Source organism: Pseudarthrobacter ribosi, assembly GCF_055412865.1.
This window is the reverse complement of record NZ_JBVAYZ010000028.1, coordinates 22,543-45,180: the sequence shown is the minus strand read 5'-3', so window position 1 is coordinate 45,180 and position 22,638 is coordinate 22,543. Positions and strand designations below refer to the sequence as shown.

Here is a 22,638-nt window from a genome sequence, read left to right as displayed (position 1 = left end):
ACCGCCTGCCGCCAGAGGCTTTACCGCTTGCGGCCACGCGCCGGTTGCGGACCGGACAGCGCCTTCACCAGGTAATATCCGGCCAACACCAGGCCCGCCGCGAGGAAGGCCAGCGCCAGCCAGAGCGGCCCGTCCAGCCAGTTGACGGCGCGTGCCGCCATCGAGAACGTGCCGATCGAGCCCAGGGCGAAGAGCACGAAGGAACGGCGGCTCCGGGAACGCTGCAGGGCGCGGATTAACGCACGAATGATCATCGTTGCTGACCGCCTAGCGGCGGACGACCGGGTTGGAGAGGCGGCCGATGCCCTCGATCTCGACCTCGAAGCGGTCACCGGCCTGGACCAGCCCGACGCCGGCCGGGGTGCCGGTCATGATGACGTCGCCGGGCAGCAGGGTGAAGGCCTGCGAGACGATGGAGACGAGCTCGCGGACGCCGCGGATCATCTGGCTGGTGCTTCCGTCCTGGCGCAGCTCGCCGTTGAGGCGGCCCTGGATCTGCAGGTCCTCGGTGTTCAGTTCGGTCTCAATCCACGGCCCCAGGGGCGCGGAGGTGTCAAAGCCCTTGGCCCGGGCCCACTGCAGGTCCGTCTTCTGGACGTCGCGGGCGGTGAGGTCGTTGCCGCAGGTGTAGCCGAAGATAACGTCGTCGACGCGCTCCTCGGGGACGTCCTTGCAGATCCGGCCGATCACGACGCACAGCTCGGCTTCAAACGACACTTCCTCGGAGAACTCCGGCAGGACGATCGGATCGTTCGGCCCGATCACGGAGGTGTTGGGCTTGAGGAAGAGCAGCGGCTGCTTGGGAACCTCGTTGCCGAGTTCCCGGGCGTGTTCGACGAAGTTGCGGCCGACGCCGATGACCTTGCTGCGCGGGATGATCGGGGCGAGCAGGCGCACGTCCTCCAGCTTGTGCCGCGCGGCCGTGCGTTCCACGCCGTGGAAGAACGGGTCGCCGTGGATGACAGTGACTTCCTCACTGCCGGGCTCACCTTCAACAATGCCGTAGAGGGGATCAGAATCGACTACAAACCGGGCGATACGCATGGCTCCAAGCGTACCGTCTCCACCGGGCTAGGACGTGCCGCTGTCCAGGCGCAGGTAATGCAGCTGGGCGGCAACGGAGAGTTCCGCCGCGGGCCGCACGGCGGGATCGACGGCGGCGTACACGGCATCGGCCACCTCGGCCACCTCGGCGCCGGACCCCAGGTCTTCGAGGGCGGAGCGGATTTGCCCGAGGCGGTCCTGGCGGTGGTCCCGGTAGGCACGGACGATCCTGTCCAGGGCGGGCAGCATCGGTCCGTGGGCCGGAAGGACGGTGGCCGGGCCCAGCAATTCCAGCCGGTCCAGCGAGGCCAGGTAGTCGCCCAGGGTGCCGTCGGGATAGTCCAGGACCGTGGTTCCCAGGCCCAGGATGGTGTCGCCGGTGAGGACCGAGCCCCGGGCGCCGTCCTGCGGCAGGTGGAAGCAGACCGAGTCGGAGGTGTGGCCGGGCGTCGCCAGGACCCGGATCTCGGCCCCGGCGGCGCGGATGACCTCGCCATCCACCAGGGGGATGCCTCCATGGCAGTGCGCGGGATCCTTGGCGCGCACGGGAGCTCCGGTCAGTTCGGCGAACCGGGCGGCGGCGGCGGTGTGGTCCGCGTGCCGGTGCGTAATCAGGATGAGCTCGACGGCGCCGGCCTGGGCCAGTTCCTGCAGGTGCGGCTCATCCAGCGGGCCGGGATCCACGACGACGGTGCCGGCCGCCCCGGGGGCCGCAATCACATAGGAATTGGTCCCGTGCAGGCTCATCGGCCCCGGGTTGGGGGCCAGCCTGAAGCGGGTCAGTTCTGTGCTGCGCACCATGGCGCGGGGGTCGTCAGGGATCACAGTTCCATCTTCCCACCGAAGCGGCAGCCGCACGAGCGGCCGTCACAGGAGCAGCAGGACAGCGATGACCGCCGGCAGGAGGGCCTCGGCGATGCCGCTCGCCCACAGCCGCCGCTCCGACAGCACCAGGATGATGCCCAGCAGCACGTGGCCCAGGCTCGTGAAGAGCAGCAGCACCCGACCCGCTGCCGGCTCCGTCCCCGTCAGCATGAGGGCGCCAACGATCGCGCCCACTCCCCAGAGGCCGGACGCACCGGTCCTACTGCCGGGCCTTTTGCAGGGCCTTGCCCGGCCTTTAACGACGACGGCGGCCCCGCACCGGAAGGTGGGAGCCGCCGTCGGACGCTGCTGCTGAGGGAGGCGCCGCCGCTTAGGCGAGGCGGGTCAGCCAGCCGTGGGTGTCCTCGATGGTTCCGGTCTGGATGCCCAGAAGCTGCTCGCGGATTGCCATGGTGGTCTCCCCCGCCTTCGCGTCCTCGGAGCCGATGAATTCGGTGTCGTCCCTGAGCACGCCGATCGGGGTGATCACGGCGGCGGTGCCGCAGGCGAAGACCTCGGCGATCTCGCCGGAGGCCACGCCGTCGCGCAATTCAGCCAGGGTGATCTTGCGTTCGGTGACCTCGCGGCCCATGTCCTTCGCGACCTGGATGACGGACATCCGGGTGATGCCCTCCAGGATGGTTCCGCTGAGGGCGGGCGTAACGAGCGAGCCGTCCGTCATTACGAAGAAGACGTTCATGCCGCCGAGCTCTTCCACGGCGTTGTCGTTGAACTGGTCGAGGAAGAGCACCTGCTTGCAGCCGTGGGCCTCGGCTTCCTGCTGCGCGATGAGTGAGGCGGCGTAGTTGCCGCCGCACTTCGCCGCACCGGTGCCGCCGCGGCCGGCGCGGGCGTATTCGCGGGAGATCCAGATGGAGACCGGCTTGAGTTCGCCACCGAAGTAGTTCCCGGCCGGGGACGCGATGACGCGGAAGGATACTTCGCGGGCGGCGCGGACGCCGAGGAACGCTTCGGTGGCGATCATGAACGGCCGCAGATACAGGGCCTCGCCATCGCCGGAGGGGACCCAATCCTTGTCCGCCGAGACGAGTTCGCGGATGGCGCCCAGGAAGTACTCCTCCGGGAGTTCCGGGAGTGCCAGGCGGCGGGCCGACTTGTTCAGGCGGGCGGCGTTGGCCTCGGGGCGGAATGTCCAGATGGAGCCGTCGGCGTGGCGGTAGGCCTTGAGTCCTTCAAAGATTTCCTGGCCGTAGTGGAGCACCGCGGCTGAGGGGTCCAGGGAGATCGGACCGTAGGCCTCAACCCGGGCATCGTGCCAGCCGCCCTTGCCCTCGGCGTCGACGCTGTAGTCGACGATGGCCGTGTGGTCGGTGAAGTAGTTGCCGAAACCCGGGTTCACCAGGATGGCAGCACGTTCTTCAGCGGATTTCGGGGTGGCCGAAAGATGCTGGGTGAATTCGACGCCATGGGCAGTCTGAGTCATGGTTCCTCCACGGTCGGCTGCCTGGCGTGTGAACGTGGTTCAGCGTCGGACCACGGCAGCATATTGGTGATTCGAAACAAGCTTACGCCCGTTGGCGGGGCTGCCGGCCCGCGCCGCTGACGGGCCTAGAGAGCGGCGGCGATGGCGTCGCCGATCGCACTGGTGCTGCGGACCGCGGTGCCGCGGCCCGCGACGTCGGCGACTACGGCTGCTTCGATCTTGCGGGCGGCGGCGGCGTAGCCGAGGTGGTCCAGGAGGAGCGCGGCGGAGAGGATGGCCGCCGTCGGATCCGCCTTCTGCTGGCCCGCGATGTCCGGCGCCGAGCCGTGGACCGGTTCGAACATGGACGGCGCGGTGCGTTCCATGTTGATGTTTCCGGACGCGGCGAGGCCGATGCCTCCGGTGACCGCGGCGGCAAGGTCGGTGATGATGTCGCCGAAGAGGTTGTCCGTGACGATCACGTCGAAGCGGGCCGGGTCGGTGACCATAAAGATCGTGGCGGCATCGATGTGCAGGTAGTCGTGAGCGACCTCGGGGAACTCCGTGGCCACAGCCTCCACGGTGCGCTTCCAGAGGTGGCCTGCGAAGACCAGGACGTTGTGCTTGTGCACCAGGGTGAGCTTCTTGCGCGGGCGGTCGTTGGCGCGCCGGAAGGCATCCCGGACCACGCGTTCGACGCCGTGGGCCGTGTTGAGCGAGACCTCGGTGGCGACTTCGTGCGGCGTGCCGGCGCGCAGCGTGCCGCCGTTGCCCACGTAGGGGCCCTCGGTGCCTTCGCGGACCACGATGAAGTCGATGTTGCCGGGGTTGGCGAGCGGGCTGGCGACGCCCGGGTAGAGGCGGGACGGGCGAAGGTTGACGAAGTGGTCCAGGCTGAAGCGCAGCTTGAGCAGCAGTTCGCGCTCGATGATGCCGGAGGGGATCCTGGTGTCGCCCGGGGATGCTCCGACCGCACCGAAGAGGATGGCATCCCGGGTGCGGAGATCGGTGAGGGTTTCCTTCGGCAGGGTCTCCCCCGTTTCGATCCAGTGCTGCGCGCCGAGCTTGTAGTGGGTCTGCTGCAGCACGATGCCCTCGGCGGCGGCAGCCTTCGCAAGGACCTTCAGGGCTTCGGCGGTGACCTCGGGGCCGATGCCGTCGCCGGGAATAACAGCCAGATCAATCGTGGATGCGCTCATGTTTTCAGCCTAGCCAAGAGATCCACATGCTGGTCAAGTTGTCTCACTATTCGAAATGATCAGCATGGGCTCATGAGCTGGCACCAATCGGCGACGCGACCACGACCACGTTCTTCCCGTAGAGGTCGCCGGTGTAACAGGAAATCAGCACGAGCCTGTTGGGAACCACATTCCAGATGGGGCTGTCCTTCAGGGTCGACTTCAGGTAAGTGGTCACGGAATCCACCTTGTAGGCGATCTCCCCGGTTTCCGTCTGCACCGTCAATCGGTCCCCTGGCGCGGCCGCGGTGCTCAGGCGGTTGAAGGGCGTCTCAATGCCCTCCCAGCTGTGGCCGACGACATAGGTGGTATTCACCGACCCCGCGCCCGGGATGCCGAAGGGGACGAGCCAGTAACCGTCCATCGTCTCGGGCGGCACAATGCTCTGGCTTGCTGCCTCTTCCTTGTCCGGTTGCAGGGGATGAACGACGACGTCCATTTGCGCTGCGGGATATGAAATACGCTGCGGCGCGGAGGCCGCTGGATGCTTCGGCGTGGTGGCGGTGCTTTGCCCGGCGGAGGACGGAATCGGAGATTCCAGACCTTGCGGAGTTGCCGTTGCCGTTGCCGTTGCCGTTGCCGTTGCCGCGGATCCTGCCATGAGCCCGGCGGTTCCGTCCTTCCCGGCATTGACGCCGAAAGATGCGTAGACGAGCCACGCTGCCAGCAGCCCGACAATGCAGGCCACCAGCAGAAGTCTGTCCCGGCTGCGAAGAAGCAGTCCACGCTGGGCTGCCTCGACGGATGGACGGGCTTTCCGGCGACGGGCCATGGGGCGCTCCTGGGGAATTTGTGGCTCAAGGGCGACGTGGTGCGGGCCGCCCGCGCAGCGGCGGCCGGCCCGCAAGTTTCCTAGCTGTCGGCGTTCCTTGTACGGGCCATGCCCCGGAGAAGAACCGTCGCGGCCCCTGCCGTCAGGAGTCCGGTCAGAACAGAGAGCCACAGCGGAATTCCGGCATCCACAGTTCCTGCGGCCGCCGTCTGGACGTTGTAACCCATGTTGACCACCGCGGCCTGTCCCTTAGCGGCGCCAGCGGGCGGCGTCACGGCCTGGGCCGGCGGCGTCACGGCCTGGGCCGGCGGCGTCACGGCCTCAGCCGGTGGCGTCACGGCCTCAGCCGGTGGCGTCACCGGTTCCTCCACGGGAGGCTTTTCCGGTTCCACAACCGGAGGCTTTTCCGGTTCCACAACCGGAGGCTTTTCCGGTTCCTCGCAATCGTCCTTGTCGCCCTTGCCCGGCCAGTTGCCCCTGTCCGGCTTGTCACCCTTGCCCGGCCAGTGGCCCCAGTCCGGCTTGGTCTGGTTCTCAGCGGAGTCAGGAGCAGTAGCCGTGCTGGCGGCGTGCACCTCCGCCGGATCGCTGGGCGGTGCGGCGTTTGCGGTCGCTGCCGTCCCCAGCAGGGCGAGTCCTAAGATCCCCATTGTTGCGATAGTACGTCTCATCTTTGGTCGCTCCATCACGAGTCGATTTCCGACCTGACCGGACCGCTTGGAGCAAACTCTTGAGACCATGGAACAGAGAGTTCGAGGTCTTCTACAGCGAGAATGAAGTGATGTTAGTTGCGCCCCAGCAGTTTCGTCAGTCCGCTAACGCTGTCAGGCTATTGCGGGGCGTGCGCCCGAGTCCCGAGTAGTTACTGCCCGCTTTGGGCCAGACTGCACCTGTTCTTGCAAGGTGACTACTCGAATGCGCTCATGTTTTCAGCGTAGCCAAGGATCCACATGCTGGTCACGTTCTGTATTGATCTGAAATGCCCCACATGATGTTAACGGCGCCGAAGTGAGATTTCGCGCCCATCGCGTCGCAGCACATGGGCGCGAAGTGTCACCTCGGCGGCGGCCAGGCGGTTATGCCTCGGCGGGCTCCTCGTACTTCGGGAAGACCGGCGCGGGGGCCGGCAGCGGAGTTCCGGCTGCGATCGGCGAGCCCAGGGCGGTGAACTCCCGCGCCTGCCCCTCCGACTGGCCCAGGGTGTCCAGGATGGCCGCCGCTGCCGCCGGCATAACCGGCTGCGCGAGGATGGCGACGATCCGCAGCACCTCAAGCGTGACGTACAGGACGGTGTTCATGCGTTCGACGTCGGTCTTCCGCAGCACCCAGGGAGCCTGCTCGGCGAAGTACGCGTTCGTGTCGCCCAGGACAGTCCAGATTGCTTCCAGGGCGCGGCTGAACTCCTGCTTCTCGAACGCGGCGCGGGCGATATCCAGCAGCCCGTTGGCTTGGCCCAGCAGCGCGGCGTCCTCGGCGGTGAAAGCCCCGGGGACGGGGACGGCGCCGTCGCAGTTCTTCGCGACCATGGACAGCGAACGCTGCGCCAGGTTGCCGAAGTTATTGGCGAGGTCCGCGTTCATCCGGCCCACGATCGCGTCGTGGCTGTAGGAGCCGTCCGCCCCGAACGGAACCTCGCGGAGCAGGAAGAAACGCACCTGGTCCAGGCCGTACTGGGCGACCCAGTCCGCCGGCGCCACCACATTGCCGAGCGACTTGGACATCTTCACGCCCTGGTTGTGCAGGAACCCGTGGATCATGACGCGCTTGGGCAGCTCCATCCCGGCCGACATCAGGAACGCCGGCCAGTAGACCGCGTGGAACCGGGAGATGTCCTTGCCGATCACGTGGACGTCCGCCGGCCAGTACTTCCGGAACAGTTCGGACTCGGTGTCGGGGAAGCCGACGCCGGTCAGGTAGTTGGTCAGTGCGTCCACCCAGACGTACATGACGTGGTCCGGGTTCCCCGGGACGGGGACGCCCCAGTCGAAGGAGGTGCGGCTGATTGACAGGTCCTCGAGCCCTCCCTTGACGAAGCTGACGACCTCGTTGAAGCGGTTGTGCGGGGCTCCGAAGGACGGGTGGTCCGCGTAGAGGGCCAGCAGCCTGTCCTGGTAGGAGGCGAGCTTGAAGAAGTAGCTCTCCTCTTCGGTCCAGGTCACCTCGGTGCCGGTTTCGGACGCGTAGCGCAGCCCGTCGGCCTGCACCTCGGTTTCGTCCTCCACGAAGTACCGCTCGTCGCGGACCGAATACCAGCCGGTGTATTTGGAGAGGTAGATGTCGCCGTTGGCTTCCATCCGCTGCCAGAGCGCCTTGGCCGCCTCGTAGTGGTCCGGGTCCGTGGTGCGGATGAAGCGGCTCAGCGAGATGCCGAGGTCATCGCTCATCTGGCGGAAGGCGGCGGAGTTGCGGTCGGCAAGCTCCTTGACCGGGATGCCTTCCTTTTCCGCCGTTTGCTGCATCTTCAGGCCGTGCTCATCCGTACCGGTCATGAAGAAGACGTCGTAGCCGTCCAGGCGCTTGAAGCGCGCCATCGCATCGGTGGCGATGACCTCGTAGGCATGGCCGATGTGCGGCACACCGTTGGGGTAACTGATGGCGGTGGTGATGTAGAACGGGGTCTTTTCAGAAGTTGTCACAGCTTTAACCTAGATCAGTTCGGTGAGGGTATCGCTCTGGCGGACAAGTTCGTGGTCATGTGAAGCCACCAGAACGGCAATGCCGTCCGAGGTGGTGTCCTTGAGGATGCTAATGATGCGGTTGGCCGAGGCCCGGTCCAGGCTGGCGGTCGGCTCGTCGACGATCAGCACGCGGGTACCGAGGATCAGGGCCCGGGCGATCGCCACGCGCTGGCGTTCACCGCCGGAAAGCTGGGCCGGGCGGTGGCGCATGCGCCGGCCCAGGCCGACGAGGTCCAGGAGGTCCTTGGCCATGTCGCGGCGCTGGTCCACCTCGCCGTCGGGCACGGCGGGCAGCAGCACGTTCTCGAGCGCGCTCATGCCGTCGATCAGGGCACCGCCCTGGTCGACGTAGCCGATCAGGGCACGGCGGCGGTCGGCGATTTCGTCGTCGCCCATGGTCTCGAGCGAATCGCCCTCCCAGAACACCCGGCCCGACGTCGGCAGGGTCAGTCCCGCGCCGACCGTCAGGATGCTGGTCTTGCCCGAGCCGCTGCGGCCGGCGACGCAGTGCATCTCGCCGGCGTGCAGCGTCAGGTTGAAGTCATCCACGACGTTGACGGCTTCGGCGCCGCCCTTGCCGCCACCGTAGTGGATCGTGATGTTGCTGAGCTCCAGCGGCGTGGCGTGGTCCGCAGCCTTCACGATCGTGTTGGCACGTGTCTGGTGGCCACCCCGGCGGGTGCTCGCCGTCATCCGCTCGTGAGCCTCACGGTCAAGGTTCAGGTCGTTGTTCATCGGACCACTTTCGTTGCAATTGGAATCCAGCAAAGTACAGCCACGAGCCCGGCGACGGCAGCCCAGAGCGCGGCATAGGGGGCGAGGAGGAGACCCACGCCCAGGGCGCCGAGGACGCCCAGCGGCAGCGCCACCGTCCCCACCATGGCGTTTTCGAAGAAACGGACCTGGCCCAGCATGTCCGGGTTCCAGCCCATGGCCTGCAGCGTGCCGAGATACTGGCGCTTGGCCTGCAGCTCGAAACGGCCGGTGACCATCGTCAGCAGCAGGCCGACGGCCACCCCGGACAGACCGAGAATGATGCTCGGCAGCGTGATGCTGGCGGCAGCCAGCCCGCTGAGCGCACTCGCTCCGGCGGCCCGGGGGATGTCGATCAGCAGGGCGACCATTCCGCCGACAGCTGCAGCGAAGACGCCGACGGCGACGGCCACGGAAATGGTGTTGAACTTGTTGGTGCTCAACTGCCGGTTGGCGAAGGTCAGCGGGGAGTCAACGGCGATCAGCCGTTCGTCGTGCTGCGGTTCCTGGTCCACCACGTCGCGGTGGCGCAGCTGCTGGGCGGCGAAGAAGGCCGCCCCCGCATAGAGCACCAGCACGGAGGCCGAGACGATCGCCGTGGCCGGGTTCCAGCTGAGCAGGCTCAGGACGATCCCGGCAACGGCCAGCAGGGCCGCTCCGACAGCAAACTCGGCCAGCACCCAGGACCGGATCCGTCCCTGGGTCCAGCCCATGGCGCGCAGGGTCCCGGCCTCGCTGCGGCGCTTGCGGACGTAGCTGACGGTGGACGCGCCGGTCAGCAGGGCGGCACCGATCAGGGTCAGGAACAGCAGGGTCAGGTTAGTGCCGGTGAGCGAACCGGAGACGGCGTCCGCGGCGTCCTGGCGGACCCACGACTGCTGCACGGTCCCGAGCGGGGATTCCTTGCCGGCGTCGTCCTTGGAGTAGCCGGGGACGAAGATGCTGGCGTCCTCGCGGGCCGAACCGGCCACAATGGTTGCCTGCAGGCCCATGTCCCGGATCTCGTTGGCGAGCTTCTCCACCTCGGGCTGCGCCTCTTTCCAGCTGCCGGGCACCTTGGCCCGGACCCGGACGGCGTCGATCACGGAGGCGTTGTCCTCGTAGCCGCGGGCGGCGGCGAGGCCGTAATAGTCGGTGATGGCGCCGGCAGACTGGCTGGCCAGGCCCGTGGCGCTCAGCGAGGGCTTGAGCTCGGTGTTCTTGACGTCCTTGCCGGAGGCGTCCTTGGTCAGCGTGAACGGCGTGGGGTCATAGCCGCCCAGGGGCAGGCGGTTGACGTCTCCGGCCACGTCCTTGACCTGCTCGGCGTCGAACGTTCCGTAGACCATGGCGAGCGGCGCGGCGAGCTTCTGGCCGGTCTCGAGGTCTTCGCGGTAGGCGCGCTCATCCACGGGCTTGCGCTGTGTCTGGTCCACGGGGGCGCCGTTGGGGGCTTTCTCCGGGAGGCGGTTCACGGTGACCCAGTCGCCGGGGGTGGCGCTCTTGTCCACGCCGCCGTTGCCTGCGGTCTCGCCGTCCTGGTATTTCGGCGCTGAGGCGAAGTCGGTGCTCCAGGTGGCGGGGTTGTAGAGGCCCTGGCTGAAGCCTCCGGTGTCGCCGAGCAGCTGCGCCAGGTCCTTGGACCCGGGCCAGGCCAAGGCGAACGGTGACTTGGAGACGAACGGCAGGTAGTCCTTGTCCAGCGAGCGGGTCACGGTCCCGACATCATTGACGACGTTCCCGGAACCGTCGATTTCCTCGATCTTGACCGAGTACTCGAGGTCCAGGGAAGTGCCGGAGCGGACAATGAGCGGGATGGCCTGCGAGTCTTCGGTCAGCTGGCCGTCGCGCTTGGCCTGCTGGTACTGGCTCATCAGGGGGGCCCAGTATTTGAGCTTGACGCCGAGAAAATCGGGGCCTTCCTTGAGTTCGTCCATGCTGATGCCGGTGGTGAAAAGGCTTTCGAAGTGGCGTCCGATCGCGCTGGCGCTGCGGGCATCGGCGGGCGGTGCCTTCTCCAGCGGGGCGAGGAAGTCGCCGGCGCTGCCGAGCAGGGCACGCTCGGCGACGGGGTCGACGGCGACGACGGATTCCGTCACCTGCGGGGCGAGCGGCAGGGACACGGAGAGGTTGAAGAGGCTGTGCTCGGAGCCGCCGGCCGGGGCCGGGAATTTCACGCCGGTCTCCCCTTCCGGGCCCGCGATGCGGACGTTCTTGCCGCCCTCGACCTGCTCTTCAATGAGCTTGGCCTTGCCGAGGGATCCTTCGGCCATGGTCTTGAACAGGGTGTGGTCGGACTGGCCGTCGGAGCTGACGGCGCTGGCGGTGAGCCGGTAGTTCTTCGGCGTGTCGGACAGGACCGATTCCGCGGCCGGCCATTCGACCGGATCAGTGGCGCTGGGGTCCCCGGCGGTGCCGACGAGCCCGGCGTTGAAGCCGAGGTAGTCGGTGGCATCCAGGCGCGGGGACTCGAGGTTCTGAGTGACGCGGGAGACGAGGCTGATCGGGGCCGCCACGGATGTGCCGGAGAGCTGGCGGAGGGAGTCCAGCTGCTCGAAGCTGATTCCGCCCTGGCCGGTGGCGATGTCCGGCTGCATGAGCCCGCCGTTGTCGTCGGCCTTGGCCTGGACAAGAATGTCGTAGAGCCCGCGCGAGTTCTGGTCGACGGTCCGGTTCAAAGCGGCCTGCGACTGACCCTGCACGAGGACCGAAAGGCACATGGCCGCGATCAAAATGGACGCGGTCAGCAGAAGCACTCGGCTTCTGATGAACCTCTGGACGGCGTTCATTGGGCTCCTGAAAGCTGGATTGCGTGCGCACACCGAAGTTCATTCCATGCGGAAGTGAAGGCGACCCCTGCCAGGGGTGTGCAAAAGTAATGGCCGGGCTGCCGGCCGGATCCGGAATTCGGACGTAGCCATTGTACGCAGACCAGCCATGTGCCCGTGGACACCGGCGGATTGACCGCCGCCGGTGTCCACGGTGAAGACATCAGTCCTCGAGATCGACCTCGCGCACCATGTCAGCGCCGATTCCGGCCTTGATGGCTTCCAGGACCTGCTGCGGGACGGAGCTGTCGATGGTCAGCAGGGCGAGCACCTGGCCGCCCTCATCCTGCCGCGCGACCTGCATGCCGGCGATATTGATGTTGTTCATGCCCAGGATGTGGCCGATGGTGCCGATCACGCCGGGGCGGTCCGAGTAGGCGACCACCACGAGGTGTTCGCTGATCGGGATCTCCACCTCGAAGCCGTTGATCCCGACGAGCTTCTGGACCTGCTTGGGCCCGGTCAGGGTACCCGCGACGGAGATCTGCGTGCCGTCGCTGAGGGCGCCGCGGAGGGTCAGGACGTTGCGGTAGGACTCGGTGTCCGGCGTCGTGATCAGGCGGACGTTGATGCCCCGCTGCTCGGCGATCACGGGGGCGTTGACATAGGAGACCTGCTCGGTCACGATGTCGGCGAAGATGCCCTTGAGCGCCGCGAGTTCGAGCACCTTGACGTCGAGGGAGGAAATTTCCCCGGCGACCTCGACGTCGAACTGGGTCAGCGAGGCGTGCGTCATGGCGGTGAAGATGCGGCCCAGCTTCTCCATCAGCGGGATACCCGGGCGGACGTCCGGGGCGATCACGCCGCCGGCGACGTTGACCGCGTCGGGCACCAGTTCCCCGGCCAGGGCCAGGCGGACGGACTTGGCGACCGAGACACCGGCCTTTTCCTGCGCTTCGTCCGTGGACGCGCCCAGGTGCGGGGTGACCACAACGTTGTCGAGCTTGAAGAACGGCAGATCGGTGCTGGGTTCCTTGACGAAGACGTCGACGCCGGCTCCGGCGATTTCGCCGGACTCCAGCGCGGCGTAAAGCGCCTCCTCGTCGACGAGGCCGCCGCGGGCCACGTTGACGACGTACGCGGTGCTCTTCATCTTCTTGAAGGACTCGGCGCCGAGCATGCCGACGGTCTCGGGCGTCTTGGGCATGTGGATGCTGATGAAGTCCGACTGCGCGAGCAGATCGTCCAGGGTCACCAGCTGCACGCCGAGCTGGGCGGCGCGGGCCGAGGTGATGTAGGGATCGTAGGCGAGGATCTTCGTGTCGAAGCCCTTCAGGCGGGCGGCGACCAGGGCGCCGATCCGGCCCAGGCCGATGATGCCGATCTTCTTCTCGAAGAGTTCGATGCCGGTGTACTTGGAGCGCTTCCACTCGCCGTCCTTGAGCGCGGTACTGGCCTGCGGGATGTGGCGGGCGAGGCTCAGGATGTGGCCGACGGTGAGTTCAGCGGCGGAGACGATGTTCGACGTGGGGGCGTTCACCACCATGACACCGGCCTGGGTGGCGGCCTTGATGTCGACGTTGTCGAGGCCGACGCCTGCGCGGGCGATCACCTTGAGGTTCTTCGCGGCGCCGATGGCTTCGGCGTCCAGCTGGGTGGCGGAGCGGACCAGGATCGCGTCGACGTCGGCGATCGCAGAGAGCAGCTGGGAACGGTCGGCGCCGTCGGTCTGCCGGATTTCAAAGTCCGGGCCAAGGGCCTCGATCGTGGCGGGCGAAAGTTCCTCAGCGAGGAGTACTACAGGTTTGGTGCTTGTCACCGGTGACCTCTTTAGCTCTCTTGTGTATCAGGTGGGGATTTTGGTGCAAAGGGTGGTGCGCTACAGCAGGGAAGCCGGACCCCAGTAATGGTGTCCGGCTTCCCTGCCGGTCAGTGCCTAGCGCGCTACTGAGCCTTCGGTGTAGTCGTCTTCGTTCTTGATCCAGGAGAACAGCTGGCGCAGTTCGCGGCCGGTGGCCTCGATCGGGTGGTCCTCACCCTTCTTGCGCAGCGCCTTGAACTCGGGGGCTCCGGCGTCCTGGTCGTCGATGAAGCGCTTGGCGAAGGTGCCGTCCTGGATGTCCGCGAGGACGGCCTTCATGTTTTCCTTCACGTCCGGGGTGATCACGCGCGGGCCGGAGACGTAGTCGCCGTACTCGGCGGTGTCGGAGACGCTCCAGCGCTGCTTGGCGATGCCGCCTTCGACCATGAGGTCAACGATGAGCTTGAGCTCATGGAGCACCTCGAAGTAGGCAACCTCGGGCTTGTAGCCGGCCTCGGTGAGGACCTCGAAGCCGTACTGGACCAGCTGGGAAGCGCCGCCGCAGAGGACAGCCTGCTCGCCGAACAGGTCCGTTTCGGTCTCTTCGGTGAAGGTGGTCTCGATGACGCCGGCGCGGGTGCCGCCGATGGCCTTGGCGTAGGACAGGGCCAGTTCCTTGGCCTTGCCGGACGGGTTCTGCTCGACGGCGATCAGGTCCGGCACGCCGCGGCCGGCTTCGAACTCGCGACGGACGATGTGGCCCGGGCCCTTGGGGGCGACGAGGGCGACGTCGACGTCTGCCGGGGGCTTGATGTAGCCGTAGCGGATGTTGAAGCCGTGGCCGAAGAACAGGGCATCGCCCGGCTGCAGGTTCGGGGCGATGTCCTCGGCGTATACGTGGCGCTGGACCTGGTCCGGGGTGAGGACCATGATCAGGTCGGCTTCGGCGACGGCTTCCGCGACGTTCAGGACGCGCAGGCCCTCGGCCTCGGCCTTGGCGCGGGACTTGGAGCCTTCCTTAAGGCCGACGCGGACGTCAACGCCGGAATCGCGCAGGCTGAGGGCGTGGGCGTGGCCCTGGGAGCCGTAACCGATAACGGCGACGGTGCGGCCCTGGATGATCGACAGGTCGGCGTCGTCGTCGTAGAACATTTCAGTCACTGGGGTGTCTCCTTTTGAGTGGATTCTTGGGTGGTGCTTGTCGGTGAAAATTGGTGTCTTACGTGCTGCCTTACGCGGAGCGTAAAGCCCTGTCGCTCATGGAGCGGGATCCCCGCCCAACGGCCAGGGTGCCGGACTGCACGATTTCGCGGATGCCGAAAGGCTCCAGCACTGAGAGCAGTGCGGTGAGCTTGTCGGGATGGCCCGTTGCCTCAATGACCACGGACTCGGTGGAGACGTCAACCACTGATGCGCGGAACAGGTCTGCAGCCTGGGTGACCTGCAGCCGTGTTGCGGCATCCGCACGTACCTTGACCAGGATGTGGTCGCGCTGTACGGAAGATTCGGGGGTGAGCTCAACGATCTTGATCACGTTCACCAGCTTGTTCAGCTGCTTGGTGATCTGTTCGATCAGCTCACCGTCGGCGTCGACGACGACGGTCATCCGGGACATGCCCGGAACTTCGGTCGGCCCGACGGCCAGGGAGTTGATGTTGAAGGCCCGGCGGGCGAAAAGGCTGGCGACGCGGGTCAGCACACCAGGCTTGTCTTCGACCAGTACGGACAGTGTGTGGCGGGTCATGTTCAGTCCTCCTCTTCCCATTCCGGGGTCATGTTGCGCGCAACCTGGATCTGGTCGTTGCTTACTCCGGAGGGGACCATCGGCCACACCATGGAGTTGGGGCTGACGACAAAGTCAATGACCACGGGGCGGTCATTGATCTCCAGGGCCTTCTGGATGGTGGCGTCGATGTCCTCGTCGCGGTCGCAGCGGAACGAGGCGCAGCCGTAGGCGTCCGCCAGCTTGACGAAGTCCGGGATCCGGACGGTGTCGTGTCCGGTGTTGAGGTCAGTGTTGGAGTAGCGGCCCTCGTAGAACAGGGTCTGCCACTGCCGCACCATCCCCAGCGAGGAGTTGTTGATGATGGCAACCTTGATCGGGATCTTATTGATCGCGCAGGTCGCCAGTTCCTGGTTGGTCATCTGGAAGCAGCCGTCGCCGTCGATGGCCCACACCACGCGGTCCGGGTTGCCCACCTTGGCGCCCATGGCGGCCGGTACGGCGTAGCCCATGGTGCCGGCCCCGCCGGAGTTCAGCCAGGCATGCGGGCGTTCGTACTTGATGAACTGTGAGGCCCACATCTGGTGCTGTCCGACTCCGGCGACGTACACGCCTTCGGGGCCGGTGAGGGCACCGATGCGTTCGATCACCCGCTGCGGGGCGCTGAGGCCGTCGTCGGGTTCGGTCCAGCCCAGCGGGTAGGTCTCCTTGAGGTTGTTCAGGAAGGCCCACCAGTTGGTGTAGTCCGGCGTGCCGGAAACGGCGAACACGGCGCGCAGGGCCTCACTGAGTTCCGGAATGATCTCCTTGACGGAGCCCACGATCGGAACGTCGGCGGTGCGGTTCTTGGAGATCTCGGCCGGGTCGATGTCCGCGTGGATGACCTTGGCGTTCGGGGCGAAGGTCTTCAGGACCCCCGTCACCCGGTCATCGAAACGGGCCCCGAGCGTGATCAGCAGGTCGGACTGCTGCAGCGCGGTCACGGCGGAGACCGTGCCGTGCATGCCCGGCATCCCGACATGCTGCGGGTGCGAGTCCGGGAAAACGCCGCGGGCCATCAGGGTGGTGACCACGGGGGCGCCGGAGAGTTCAGCGAGCGCCAGCAGTTCCGCCGAGGCGTGCGCCTTGACGACGCCGCCGCCCACATAGAGCACGGGCTTGCTGGCTGCCGCTATGAGCCGGGCGGCCTCGCGGACCTGCTTGTTGTGGCCGCGGAGCACCGGGTGGTAGCCCGGCAGGTCGATCTTCGGCGGCCAGGAGAAGGTCATCTGACCCTGCTGGGCGTCCTTGGCGACGTCGACCAGGACGGGACCCGGGCGGCCGGTCGAGGCCAGGTGGAAGGCCTCGGCCATGACGTGCGGGATGTCGTTGGGGTCGGTCACCAGGAAGGAGTGCTTCGTGATCGGCATGGTGATGCCGACGATATCCGCTTCCTGGAATGCATCGGTGCCGATGACTCCACTGGCGACCTGGCCGGTGATGGCCACCATCGGCACGGAGTCCATGTGGGCATCCATGATGGCGGTGACGAGGTTGGTGGCACCCGGACCCGAGGTGGCGATGCAAACGCCCACCCGTCCGGTGACCATGGCGTAGCCTTGCGCGGCGTGGCCGGCTCCCTGTTCGTGACGGACCAGAATGTGGTTCATTCGGGAAGCCATCAAGGGGTCGTAGGTGGGCAGGATCGCGCCACCGGGCAAACCAAAAATATCGTCCACGCCGAGTTCTTCGAGCGAGCGGACAATTGCTTGTGAACCGGTCATCACCGTCGGGGGTACGACGTTGTTCGGTCCAAGGACAGGAGAGACGGCAGCAGTGTCGACGCCGGCGTCAGCCGTACGCTCGACGCGTTCCGAAGCCTTGTGGGCTCCAGCGGACTTAGTGGCCATCAGCGAGGGGCTGATCGGCGATCCTTTGCTCATCGGACTCTTCCTTTGTGGATCTTCGGTTGGATCTTCGGTGATCGGGTACTGCTGGTGCTGGGTGATGCTGGTGTACCGGTGGTGCGGAAATAAAAAAACCCCTCAGCCTGGCGGCTCTTCGAGGGGTTTGCGCGTGACGGTTCGTTACCAGTCGGGCTATGGAGCCACGCGCTTGGTAAGGACGACGGAGACACCTGCAGTGGCGCCGGCGGTAACGAATGCAGTCATGCGTTCAGTTTTCCCTCTTAGTGAGACGTGTGTCAACGAGCCTGCGACCTGTCTCACTATCTGGACCTCATTGTCCACAGACTGGGACCCACGTGGTCCCTCGGTGACCCCGCAACCTTCCACGGCTGGCGGGAGTCCCTACCCCGAATGTATGGCGCCGGCGCCATACATTCGGGGCCCCTCGTGTCATCCCTTATTAAGCCTGGTCACCCGCGCCTAGAGAATCACCCGCAGTAGGCGCCGGTTGAGGCGCTGTGGACGAGCTTGGCGTACTTGGCGAGCACACCCTTGGTGAACTTGGCCGGGAGCGGCTCCCAGCCGACCTTGCGGGAGTCGAGCTCCGCCTCGTCGACGAGGAGGTCGAAGCTGCGGGCGGCGATGTCCACGCGGATCCGGTCGCCGTCCCGGACGAAGGCAATGGGCCCGCCGTCGGCGGCTTCCGGGGCAACGTGGCCGATGCACAGGCCCGTGGTGCCGCCCGAGAAGCGGCCGTCAGTCAGCAGCAGCACGTCCTTGCCCAGGCCCGCACCCTTGATGGCGCCGGTGATGGCGAGCATTTCGCGCATGCCCGGTCCGCCCTTGGGGCCCTCGTAGCGGATGACGACGACGTCGCCGGCCTTGATCTGGCCCTTGTCCAGCGCGTCCAGGGCACCCTGCTCGCGTTCGAAGACCCGGGCGGTGCCCTCGAAGACGTCGGCGTCGAAGCCCGCGCTCTTCACGACGGCACCCTCGGGAGCCATCGTGCCGTGCAGGATGGTGATGCCGCCGGTCTTGTGGATCGGGTTGTCCATGGCGCGGAGGATCTTGCCGTCCAGGTCCGGCGGGTTGATCGCCGCGAGGTTCTCCGCGACGGTCTTGCCCGTAACGGTGAGGCAGTCCCCGTGCAGCAGGCCGGCGTCGAGCAGCGCCCGCATGATGACCGGGACGCCGCCGATCTTGTCGACGTCGGTCATGACGTAGCGGCCGAACGGCTTCAGGTCCCCCAGGTGCGGAATCCTGTCGCCGATGCGGTTGAAGTCATCCAGGGTCAGCTCGACCTCGGCCTCGCGGGCGATTGCGAGCAGATGCAGCACCGCGTTGGTGGAGCCGCCGAAGGCCATGGTCACGGCGATCGCGTTTTCGAACGCTTTCTTGGTCATAATGTCGCGGGCGGTGATGCCCTTGCGCAGGAGATTGACCACCGCTTCACCGGACTTGCGGGCAAACTCGTCGCGGCGGCGGTCCGCCGACGGCGGAGCGGCCGAACCGGGCAGGGACATGCCCAGCGCTTCGCCGATGCAGGCCATGGTGTTGGCGGTGTACATGCCGCCGCAGGCTCCTTCGCCCGGGCAGATCGCCTTTTCGATGCGCGTCAGGTCTTCAAGGCTCATCTTGCCGGCGGCACAGGCGCCCACGGCTTCGAAGGCGTCGATGAGGGTGACTTCCTTTTCGGAGCCGTCCTCCAGCTTGACCCAGCCGGGCATGATGGAGCCGGCGTAGAGAAAGACGGCGGCGAGGTCCAGGCGGGCGGCGGCCATCAGCATGCCGGGCAGGGACTTGTCGCAGCCGGCCAGCAGCACGGAGCCGTCGATGCGCTCGGCCTGCATGACGGTTTCCACGGAGTCGGCGATGACCTCGCGGGACACCAGCGAGAAGTGCATGCCCTCGTGCCCCATGGAGATGCCGTCAGAGACGGAGATGGTGCCGAACTGCATCGGGAACCCGCCGCCGGCGTGCACGCCTTCCTTGGCGCCCTGGGCAAGCCGGTTCAGGGAGAGGTTGCAGGGAGTGATTTCATTCCACGAGCTGGCCACACCGATCTGCGGCTTGGCGAAGTCGTCGTCGCCCATGCCGACCGCCCGGAACATCCCGCGCGCGGGCGCGGCGTGGATTCCGTCGGTCACGACCCGGCTGCGGGGCTTGATGTCCGGTTTTGTGTCTGTCGCTGTTTGGGTGTCCTCACTCATGGGACAAAGTCTAGGGCTCCGTTGCGGGGCCCAACGACCCGGACGGGCGCATTAAGCGCAAAACCGGGAATGTTTCGACCAAATAGTGGACGTCCGTCTCACCTGCTGGACTAATGGTCGCGAGGCGGCTCAATTGAGGTGAGCGGCGTCACGGAGTTCCGGTGCTTCCGCGACGGACTGCGCTTCGGCTTTCAGCAAGGTGAGCACCTGCTGGATGGTGGTCCGGGCCGCCACGTCGGGGCGCGCGAGCGCGACGATGCTGCGGCTGGCCTTGACCCCGGCCAGCGGGCGCAGCACGAAGCCGCGGCCCTGGTTCTTCAGGGCGGTGTAGCGCGGCAGCAGACTAAGCCCGTGGCCGGCGCTGACCAGGGCCTCGAGGACCCGCAGGTCGGGGAACGTCTGCGCGCGGACCGCCGGGGAATCGGCCTGCACCTCAATCTGGCGCAGCACCGTGTCGAAGGGGAACCCCTCGGGAACCCCCATCCACGGGAAGCCGATGACGTCTTCGGCCCGCAGCGTCGTCTTTCCCGCGAGCGCATGGCCCTCGGGGATGGCGACGTCGAGCGGCTCGTCGAGGAGCTGCACGACTGTCAGTCCCAGCCGGGCAAAGACGTCGGGCCCATCGACGCTGTGTGCCAGCACGATGTCATAGTCGGACGTCAGGCCCGCGAATCCGGCCACGTTGGGGTCCTCGAAGTGAGCCTGGAAGCGGAGACCATCGATGGACTTGACGCGGTGCAGGAGTCCGGGGAGGAACATCTCCGCGGCGCTCGGGAAGAATGCGGCCTTGACGTGGGTCTGCCAGCCGCGCCGGTAGGTGTCGATGGTCGCCTCCGCACGGGCCATGGCGGTGGAAACCTCGGCAGCCGCCCCCGCCATCGCGAGACCGGCCTCGGTGAGGCGCACCCCCCGGCCCGACTTCTCCACCAGGACAACCCCCAGCTCTTCCTGCAGGGTCTTGAGCTGCTGCGAGACGGCGGAGGGCGTCACGTTCATGGCCTCCGCCGTGCCGCCGACCGTGCCGCGGGCGGCGAGCTCGCGGAGGATACGCAGTCTCTTGAAATCCATGAAATGAGGCTACAGGGCGGCGACGTGGAGGCTGGACAGCCCCCTTCGGGCAGACGTACCGTCAAGCGACGGCAACCTTGCCTCATGGACAGAAAGGCTCTGCTATGGATTGGATTATCTGGCTCGTCGTCATCGTGGCGATTGTCGCCATCGTCTGGTGGCTACTCAACCGCAACAGCTCCCGCCGCAGCTCCGGCTCCGCGGAAAGCGGGACCGCCGCCACCCACGATTCCGCCCCTCCCCACCTGCACGACGTCGACCACGATGCCTCCCACCGTGGCGCCCTTTCGGGCGGCGGGTCTGCAGCTTCCGCGTCGGCGGCCGGCCTTGCCTGGATGCCCACGGCTGCCGGTTTTAATCAGGCCGAACCCGAAGCCGGACCGGAACCCGAGCCCGACCCCCGCGCCACAGCCGAGGATGCAGCGGCCGCCGAGGCCCGCTCGAAGCGACGGGCGGAGGCCATGGCGGCGAGCGCTGCCGAGCCGGGCACTGAGCAGCCGGGCTCTGAGGAGCCGGGCTCTGAGGAGCCGGGCCCTGCGGCGGCGGGCACTGCGGCGGCGGGCGCCGGCGAAGCGGCCCCGGCCGAAACTCCGCCGACAGAAGGCACGGAATGGGAAACCCAGTGGTCGGAGACGCCGCCGGCAGAACACCATGCCGGCGGTCACCCGGCGACTGACCACCACGAGCCTGTGCAAGGCGCCGACGCCGGTGCCCACGTCACGGAAGCCTCCGCGGCCGGCCCGGCACCCGCCGGAGCCGTTCCCGTGCACCGCCCTGAATATACCGAGCCCCACGCCCCCACCCTGCCCGGCGCCGAATCCGCCGCGGCGGAGACTGAGACGGAGGCCGGCCTGGACACGAAGGCCGAAGGCGGGGCCTCCGTGCCCGTACCGCCGGCGACGCGGGCACCGGCCGAACCCGGCCCCGCCCAGGCCGAGACCCGGCGGGCGGCCATGTCCTCGGCGGCGTCCGAGACGGCTGTGGGTCACACCGGTGAACCCGCCGGTCATCTCGCCGTCGACCAGCCGTATGGCGAGGGATCGGCGGCACCGGCGCCGGACGGCAGCGGACCCGAGGGCTTCACCGTCAAGGGCAACGCCTCCTCGATGGTGTACCACGACGAGACCAGCCCCGCCTTCGAGGAAACCCGCGCCGAGGTCTGGTTCCTGTCCGCCGCGCATGCCGAGGCTGCGGGATTCCGTCCGCCGCGGCGGACGCGGCAGTAGCCCGGTGATCTTGCTGCCGGAACCCGGGGAACGGATGCCGGGACACCGATGATGGGGACAGGAGCAGGGCGGTGGGCGGGCCTTCCGGTGGCCGCCGCAATTTTGCTGAGCGGCTGCACCCCGGGCGACGGGGGCGGCAGCACCGCACCCGCAACCGCTCCCCCGGCCGGAGGCGGCATGGCGTCCCCAGGCCCGGAGGGGACCTCCCCCGCCGGGAACGGGCCCGGCGTCGACCAGCCGACGGTTGCCCAGAAGATCGACGCCGAACTGCAGGTGCCGTGGTCCACGGTCTTCCTGCCCGACGGCACAGCCGTCATTTCCGAACGCGAGACCGCCCGGCTCCGGAGCATCCCGCCCGGGTCAGGCAGCGGGCGGGCCGGCACCATCGGCCAGGTGCCCGACGTCGTATCCGGCGGCGAAGGCGGGCTGTTGGGGCTGGCGCTCTCCCCGGACTTCGCGAGCGACCGGTACCTCTACGCCTACTTCACCTCCGCGGGTGACAACCGGATCGCGCGGCTGCGCCTTGAGGAGCGTGCCGGAAGATTGGAGCTGGGCCCGCCGGAGGTCATCTTCTCCGGAATCCCCAAGGCCTCCACACACAACGGCGGGCGGATCCGGTTCGGACCGGACGGCCTCCTCTATGTCGGCACCGGCGATTCGCAGCGCCGGGGGCAGCCCCAGGACGTGAATGCCCTCGGCGGCAAGATCCTGCGCATCACACCTGAGGGGCGCCCTGCGCCGGACAATCCGTTCCCGGACAACCCGGTGTACAGCCTGGGCCACCGCAACGTGCAGGGGCTCGCCTGGGACAGCGCCGGCCGGCTGTGGGCCAGCGAATTCGGGCCCGACGTCGACGACGAGTTGAACCTGATCGTGCCCGGCGGCAACTACGGCTGGCCGGAGGTCACCGGTGCCCCGCGCCGCGAAGGTTTTATCAACGCGAAGGTGGTGTGGCCATCGACGTCGGAGTCATCTCCCAGCGGGCTAGAGATCGTAGGTGATACGGCCTACCTCGGTGCGCTCCGCGGCCAGCGGCTCTGGGCGGTTCCCCTGGACGGCGAATTCGCCGGTGATCCCGTGAGCTATTTCACACGGGTGTACGGGAGGATCAGGGACGTCTCGCTGGCCCGTGACGGACGCCTGTGGGTGCTAAGCAATAACAAAAACCCTGATTTTGTGCTGGTTTTGCAGCTGCCGGATTAGCT

General features: G+C 67.1%; 19 protein-coding genes. 2 read left to right on the top strand and 17 right to left on the bottom strand.

The window, feature by feature from the left end:
* Nucleotides 1-20 precede the first annotated feature (20 nt).
* The 17 genes from ACZYZ5_RS19260 to ACZYZ5_RS19180 form a co-directional block, all read right to left on the bottom strand.
* Complete coding sequence (locus ACZYZ5_RS19260) at nucleotides 21-254, bottom strand: hypothetical protein (protein WP_463903888.1); 234 nt, start codon at nucleotides 252-254, stop codon at nucleotides 21-23.
* 13 nt (nucleotides 255-267) lie between these two features.
* Entirely contained in the window at nucleotides 268-1,044 is a 777-nt protein-coding gene (locus ACZYZ5_RS19255; RefSeq protein ID WP_463903887.1) for a fumarylacetoacetate hydrolase family protein, read from the bottom strand.
* Nucleotides 1,045-1,071: 27 nt separating this feature from the next.
* A complete protein-coding gene (locus ACZYZ5_RS19250) occupies nucleotides 1,072-1,845 on the bottom strand; it encodes an MBL fold metallo-hydrolase (RefSeq protein WP_463903906.1) in 774 nt (257 codons plus the stop codon).
* Nucleotides 1,846-1,911: 66 nt separating this feature from the next.
* Nucleotides 1,912-2,103 (bottom strand): hypothetical protein, encoded by a 192-nt coding sequence (locus tag ACZYZ5_RS19245; RefSeq protein ID WP_463903886.1) that lies wholly within the window; start codon nucleotides 2,101-2,103, stop codon nucleotides 1,912-1,914.
* 136 nt (nucleotides 2,104-2,239) lie between these two features.
* Nucleotides 2,240-3,352, bottom strand: a complete 1,113-nt coding sequence (locus ACZYZ5_RS19240) for a branched-chain amino acid aminotransferase (RefSeq protein ID WP_463903885.1) — start codon at nucleotides 3,350-3,352, stop codon at nucleotides 2,240-2,242.
* Nucleotides 3,353-3,477: 125 nt separating this feature from the next.
* Nucleotides 3,478-4,530: a 3-isopropylmalate dehydrogenase gene (locus ACZYZ5_RS19235; protein ID WP_463903884.1), complete on the bottom strand. Its 1,053-nt coding sequence runs from the start codon at nucleotides 4,528-4,530 to the stop codon at nucleotides 3,478-3,480.
* Nucleotides 4,531-4,600: 70 nt separating this feature from the next.
* Nucleotides 4,601-5,341, bottom strand: a complete 741-nt coding sequence (locus tag ACZYZ5_RS19230; RefSeq protein WP_463903882.1) for a class F sortase — start codon at nucleotides 5,339-5,341, stop codon at nucleotides 4,601-4,603.
* A gap of 80 nt (nucleotides 5,342-5,421) precedes the next feature.
* Nucleotides 5,422-5,991: a hypothetical protein gene (locus tag ACZYZ5_RS19225; protein WP_463903880.1), complete on the bottom strand. Its 570-nt coding sequence runs from the start codon at nucleotides 5,989-5,991 to the stop codon at nucleotides 5,422-5,424.
* A gap of 426 nt (nucleotides 5,992-6,417) precedes the next feature.
* Nucleotides 6,418-7,977 carry a methionine--tRNA ligase gene (gene metG, locus ACZYZ5_RS19220; protein WP_463903879.1) on the bottom strand — a complete coding sequence of 520 codons (1,560 nt, stop codon included), beginning with the start codon at nucleotides 7,975-7,977 and terminating at the stop codon, nucleotides 6,418-6,420.
* A gap of 9 nt (nucleotides 7,978-7,986) precedes the next feature.
* Nucleotides 7,987-8,754, bottom strand: a complete 768-nt coding sequence (locus ACZYZ5_RS19215; protein WP_463903878.1) for an ABC transporter ATP-binding protein — start codon at nucleotides 8,752-8,754, stop codon at nucleotides 7,987-7,989.
* Nucleotides 8,751-11,540 (bottom strand): FtsX-like permease family protein, encoded by a 2,790-nt coding sequence (locus ACZYZ5_RS19210; RefSeq protein WP_463903876.1) that lies wholly within the window; start codon nucleotides 11,538-11,540, stop codon nucleotides 8,751-8,753. Before ACZYZ5_RS19210 ends, ACZYZ5_RS19215 begins: the two co-directional genes overlap by 4 nt.
* Nucleotides 11,541-11,742: 202 nt before the next feature.
* Nucleotides 11,743-13,338 (bottom strand): phosphoglycerate dehydrogenase, encoded by a 1,596-nt coding sequence (gene serA / locus ACZYZ5_RS19205; protein WP_463903875.1) that lies wholly within the window; start codon nucleotides 13,336-13,338, stop codon nucleotides 11,743-11,745.
* Between the two features lie 117 nt (nucleotides 13,339-13,455).
* Complete coding sequence (gene ilvC / locus ACZYZ5_RS19200) at nucleotides 13,456-14,481, bottom strand: ketol-acid reductoisomerase (RefSeq protein WP_463903874.1); 1,026 nt, start codon at nucleotides 14,479-14,481, stop codon at nucleotides 13,456-13,458.
* Nucleotides 14,482-14,551: 70 nt separating this feature from the next.
* Nucleotides 14,552-15,064, bottom strand: a complete 513-nt coding sequence (gene ilvN, locus ACZYZ5_RS19195) for an acetolactate synthase small subunit (RefSeq protein ID WP_463903872.1) — start codon at nucleotides 15,062-15,064, stop codon at nucleotides 14,552-14,554.
* A 2-nt stretch (nucleotides 15,065-15,066) separates the two neighbouring features.
* Nucleotides 15,067-16,965, bottom strand: a complete 1,899-nt coding sequence (locus tag ACZYZ5_RS19190; RefSeq protein ID WP_463903871.1) for an acetolactate synthase large subunit — start codon at nucleotides 16,963-16,965, stop codon at nucleotides 15,067-15,069.
* 452 nt (nucleotides 16,966-17,417) lie between these two features.
* Complete coding sequence (ilvD, locus tag ACZYZ5_RS19185; protein ID WP_463903870.1) at nucleotides 17,418-19,139, bottom strand: dihydroxy-acid dehydratase; 1,722 nt, start codon at nucleotides 19,137-19,139, stop codon at nucleotides 17,418-17,420.
* A 129-nt stretch (nucleotides 19,140-19,268) separates the two neighbouring features.
* Nucleotides 19,269-20,207 carry a LysR family transcriptional regulator gene (locus tag ACZYZ5_RS19180; protein WP_463903869.1) on the bottom strand — a complete coding sequence of 313 codons (939 nt, stop codon included), beginning with the start codon at nucleotides 20,205-20,207 and terminating at the stop codon, nucleotides 19,269-19,271.
* Between the two features lie 104 nt (nucleotides 20,208-20,311).
* Between ACZYZ5_RS19180 and ACZYZ5_RS19175 the strand changes: the two genes are divergently transcribed.
* Both ACZYZ5_RS19175 and ACZYZ5_RS19170 read left to right on the top strand, forming a co-directional pair.
* Entirely contained in the window at nucleotides 20,312-21,433 is a 1,122-nt protein-coding gene (locus ACZYZ5_RS19175) for a sunset domain-containing protein (RefSeq protein WP_463903868.1), read from the top strand.
* Nucleotides 21,434-21,481: 48 nt separating this feature from the next.
* The gene (locus tag ACZYZ5_RS19170; protein ID WP_463903867.1) at nucleotides 21,482-22,636 is read left to right on the top strand and encodes a PQQ-dependent sugar dehydrogenase; all 1,155 of its coding nucleotides are present in this window, start codon (nucleotides 21,482-21,484) and stop codon (nucleotides 22,634-22,636) included.
* Nucleotides 22,637-22,638: the final 2 nt, after the last annotated feature.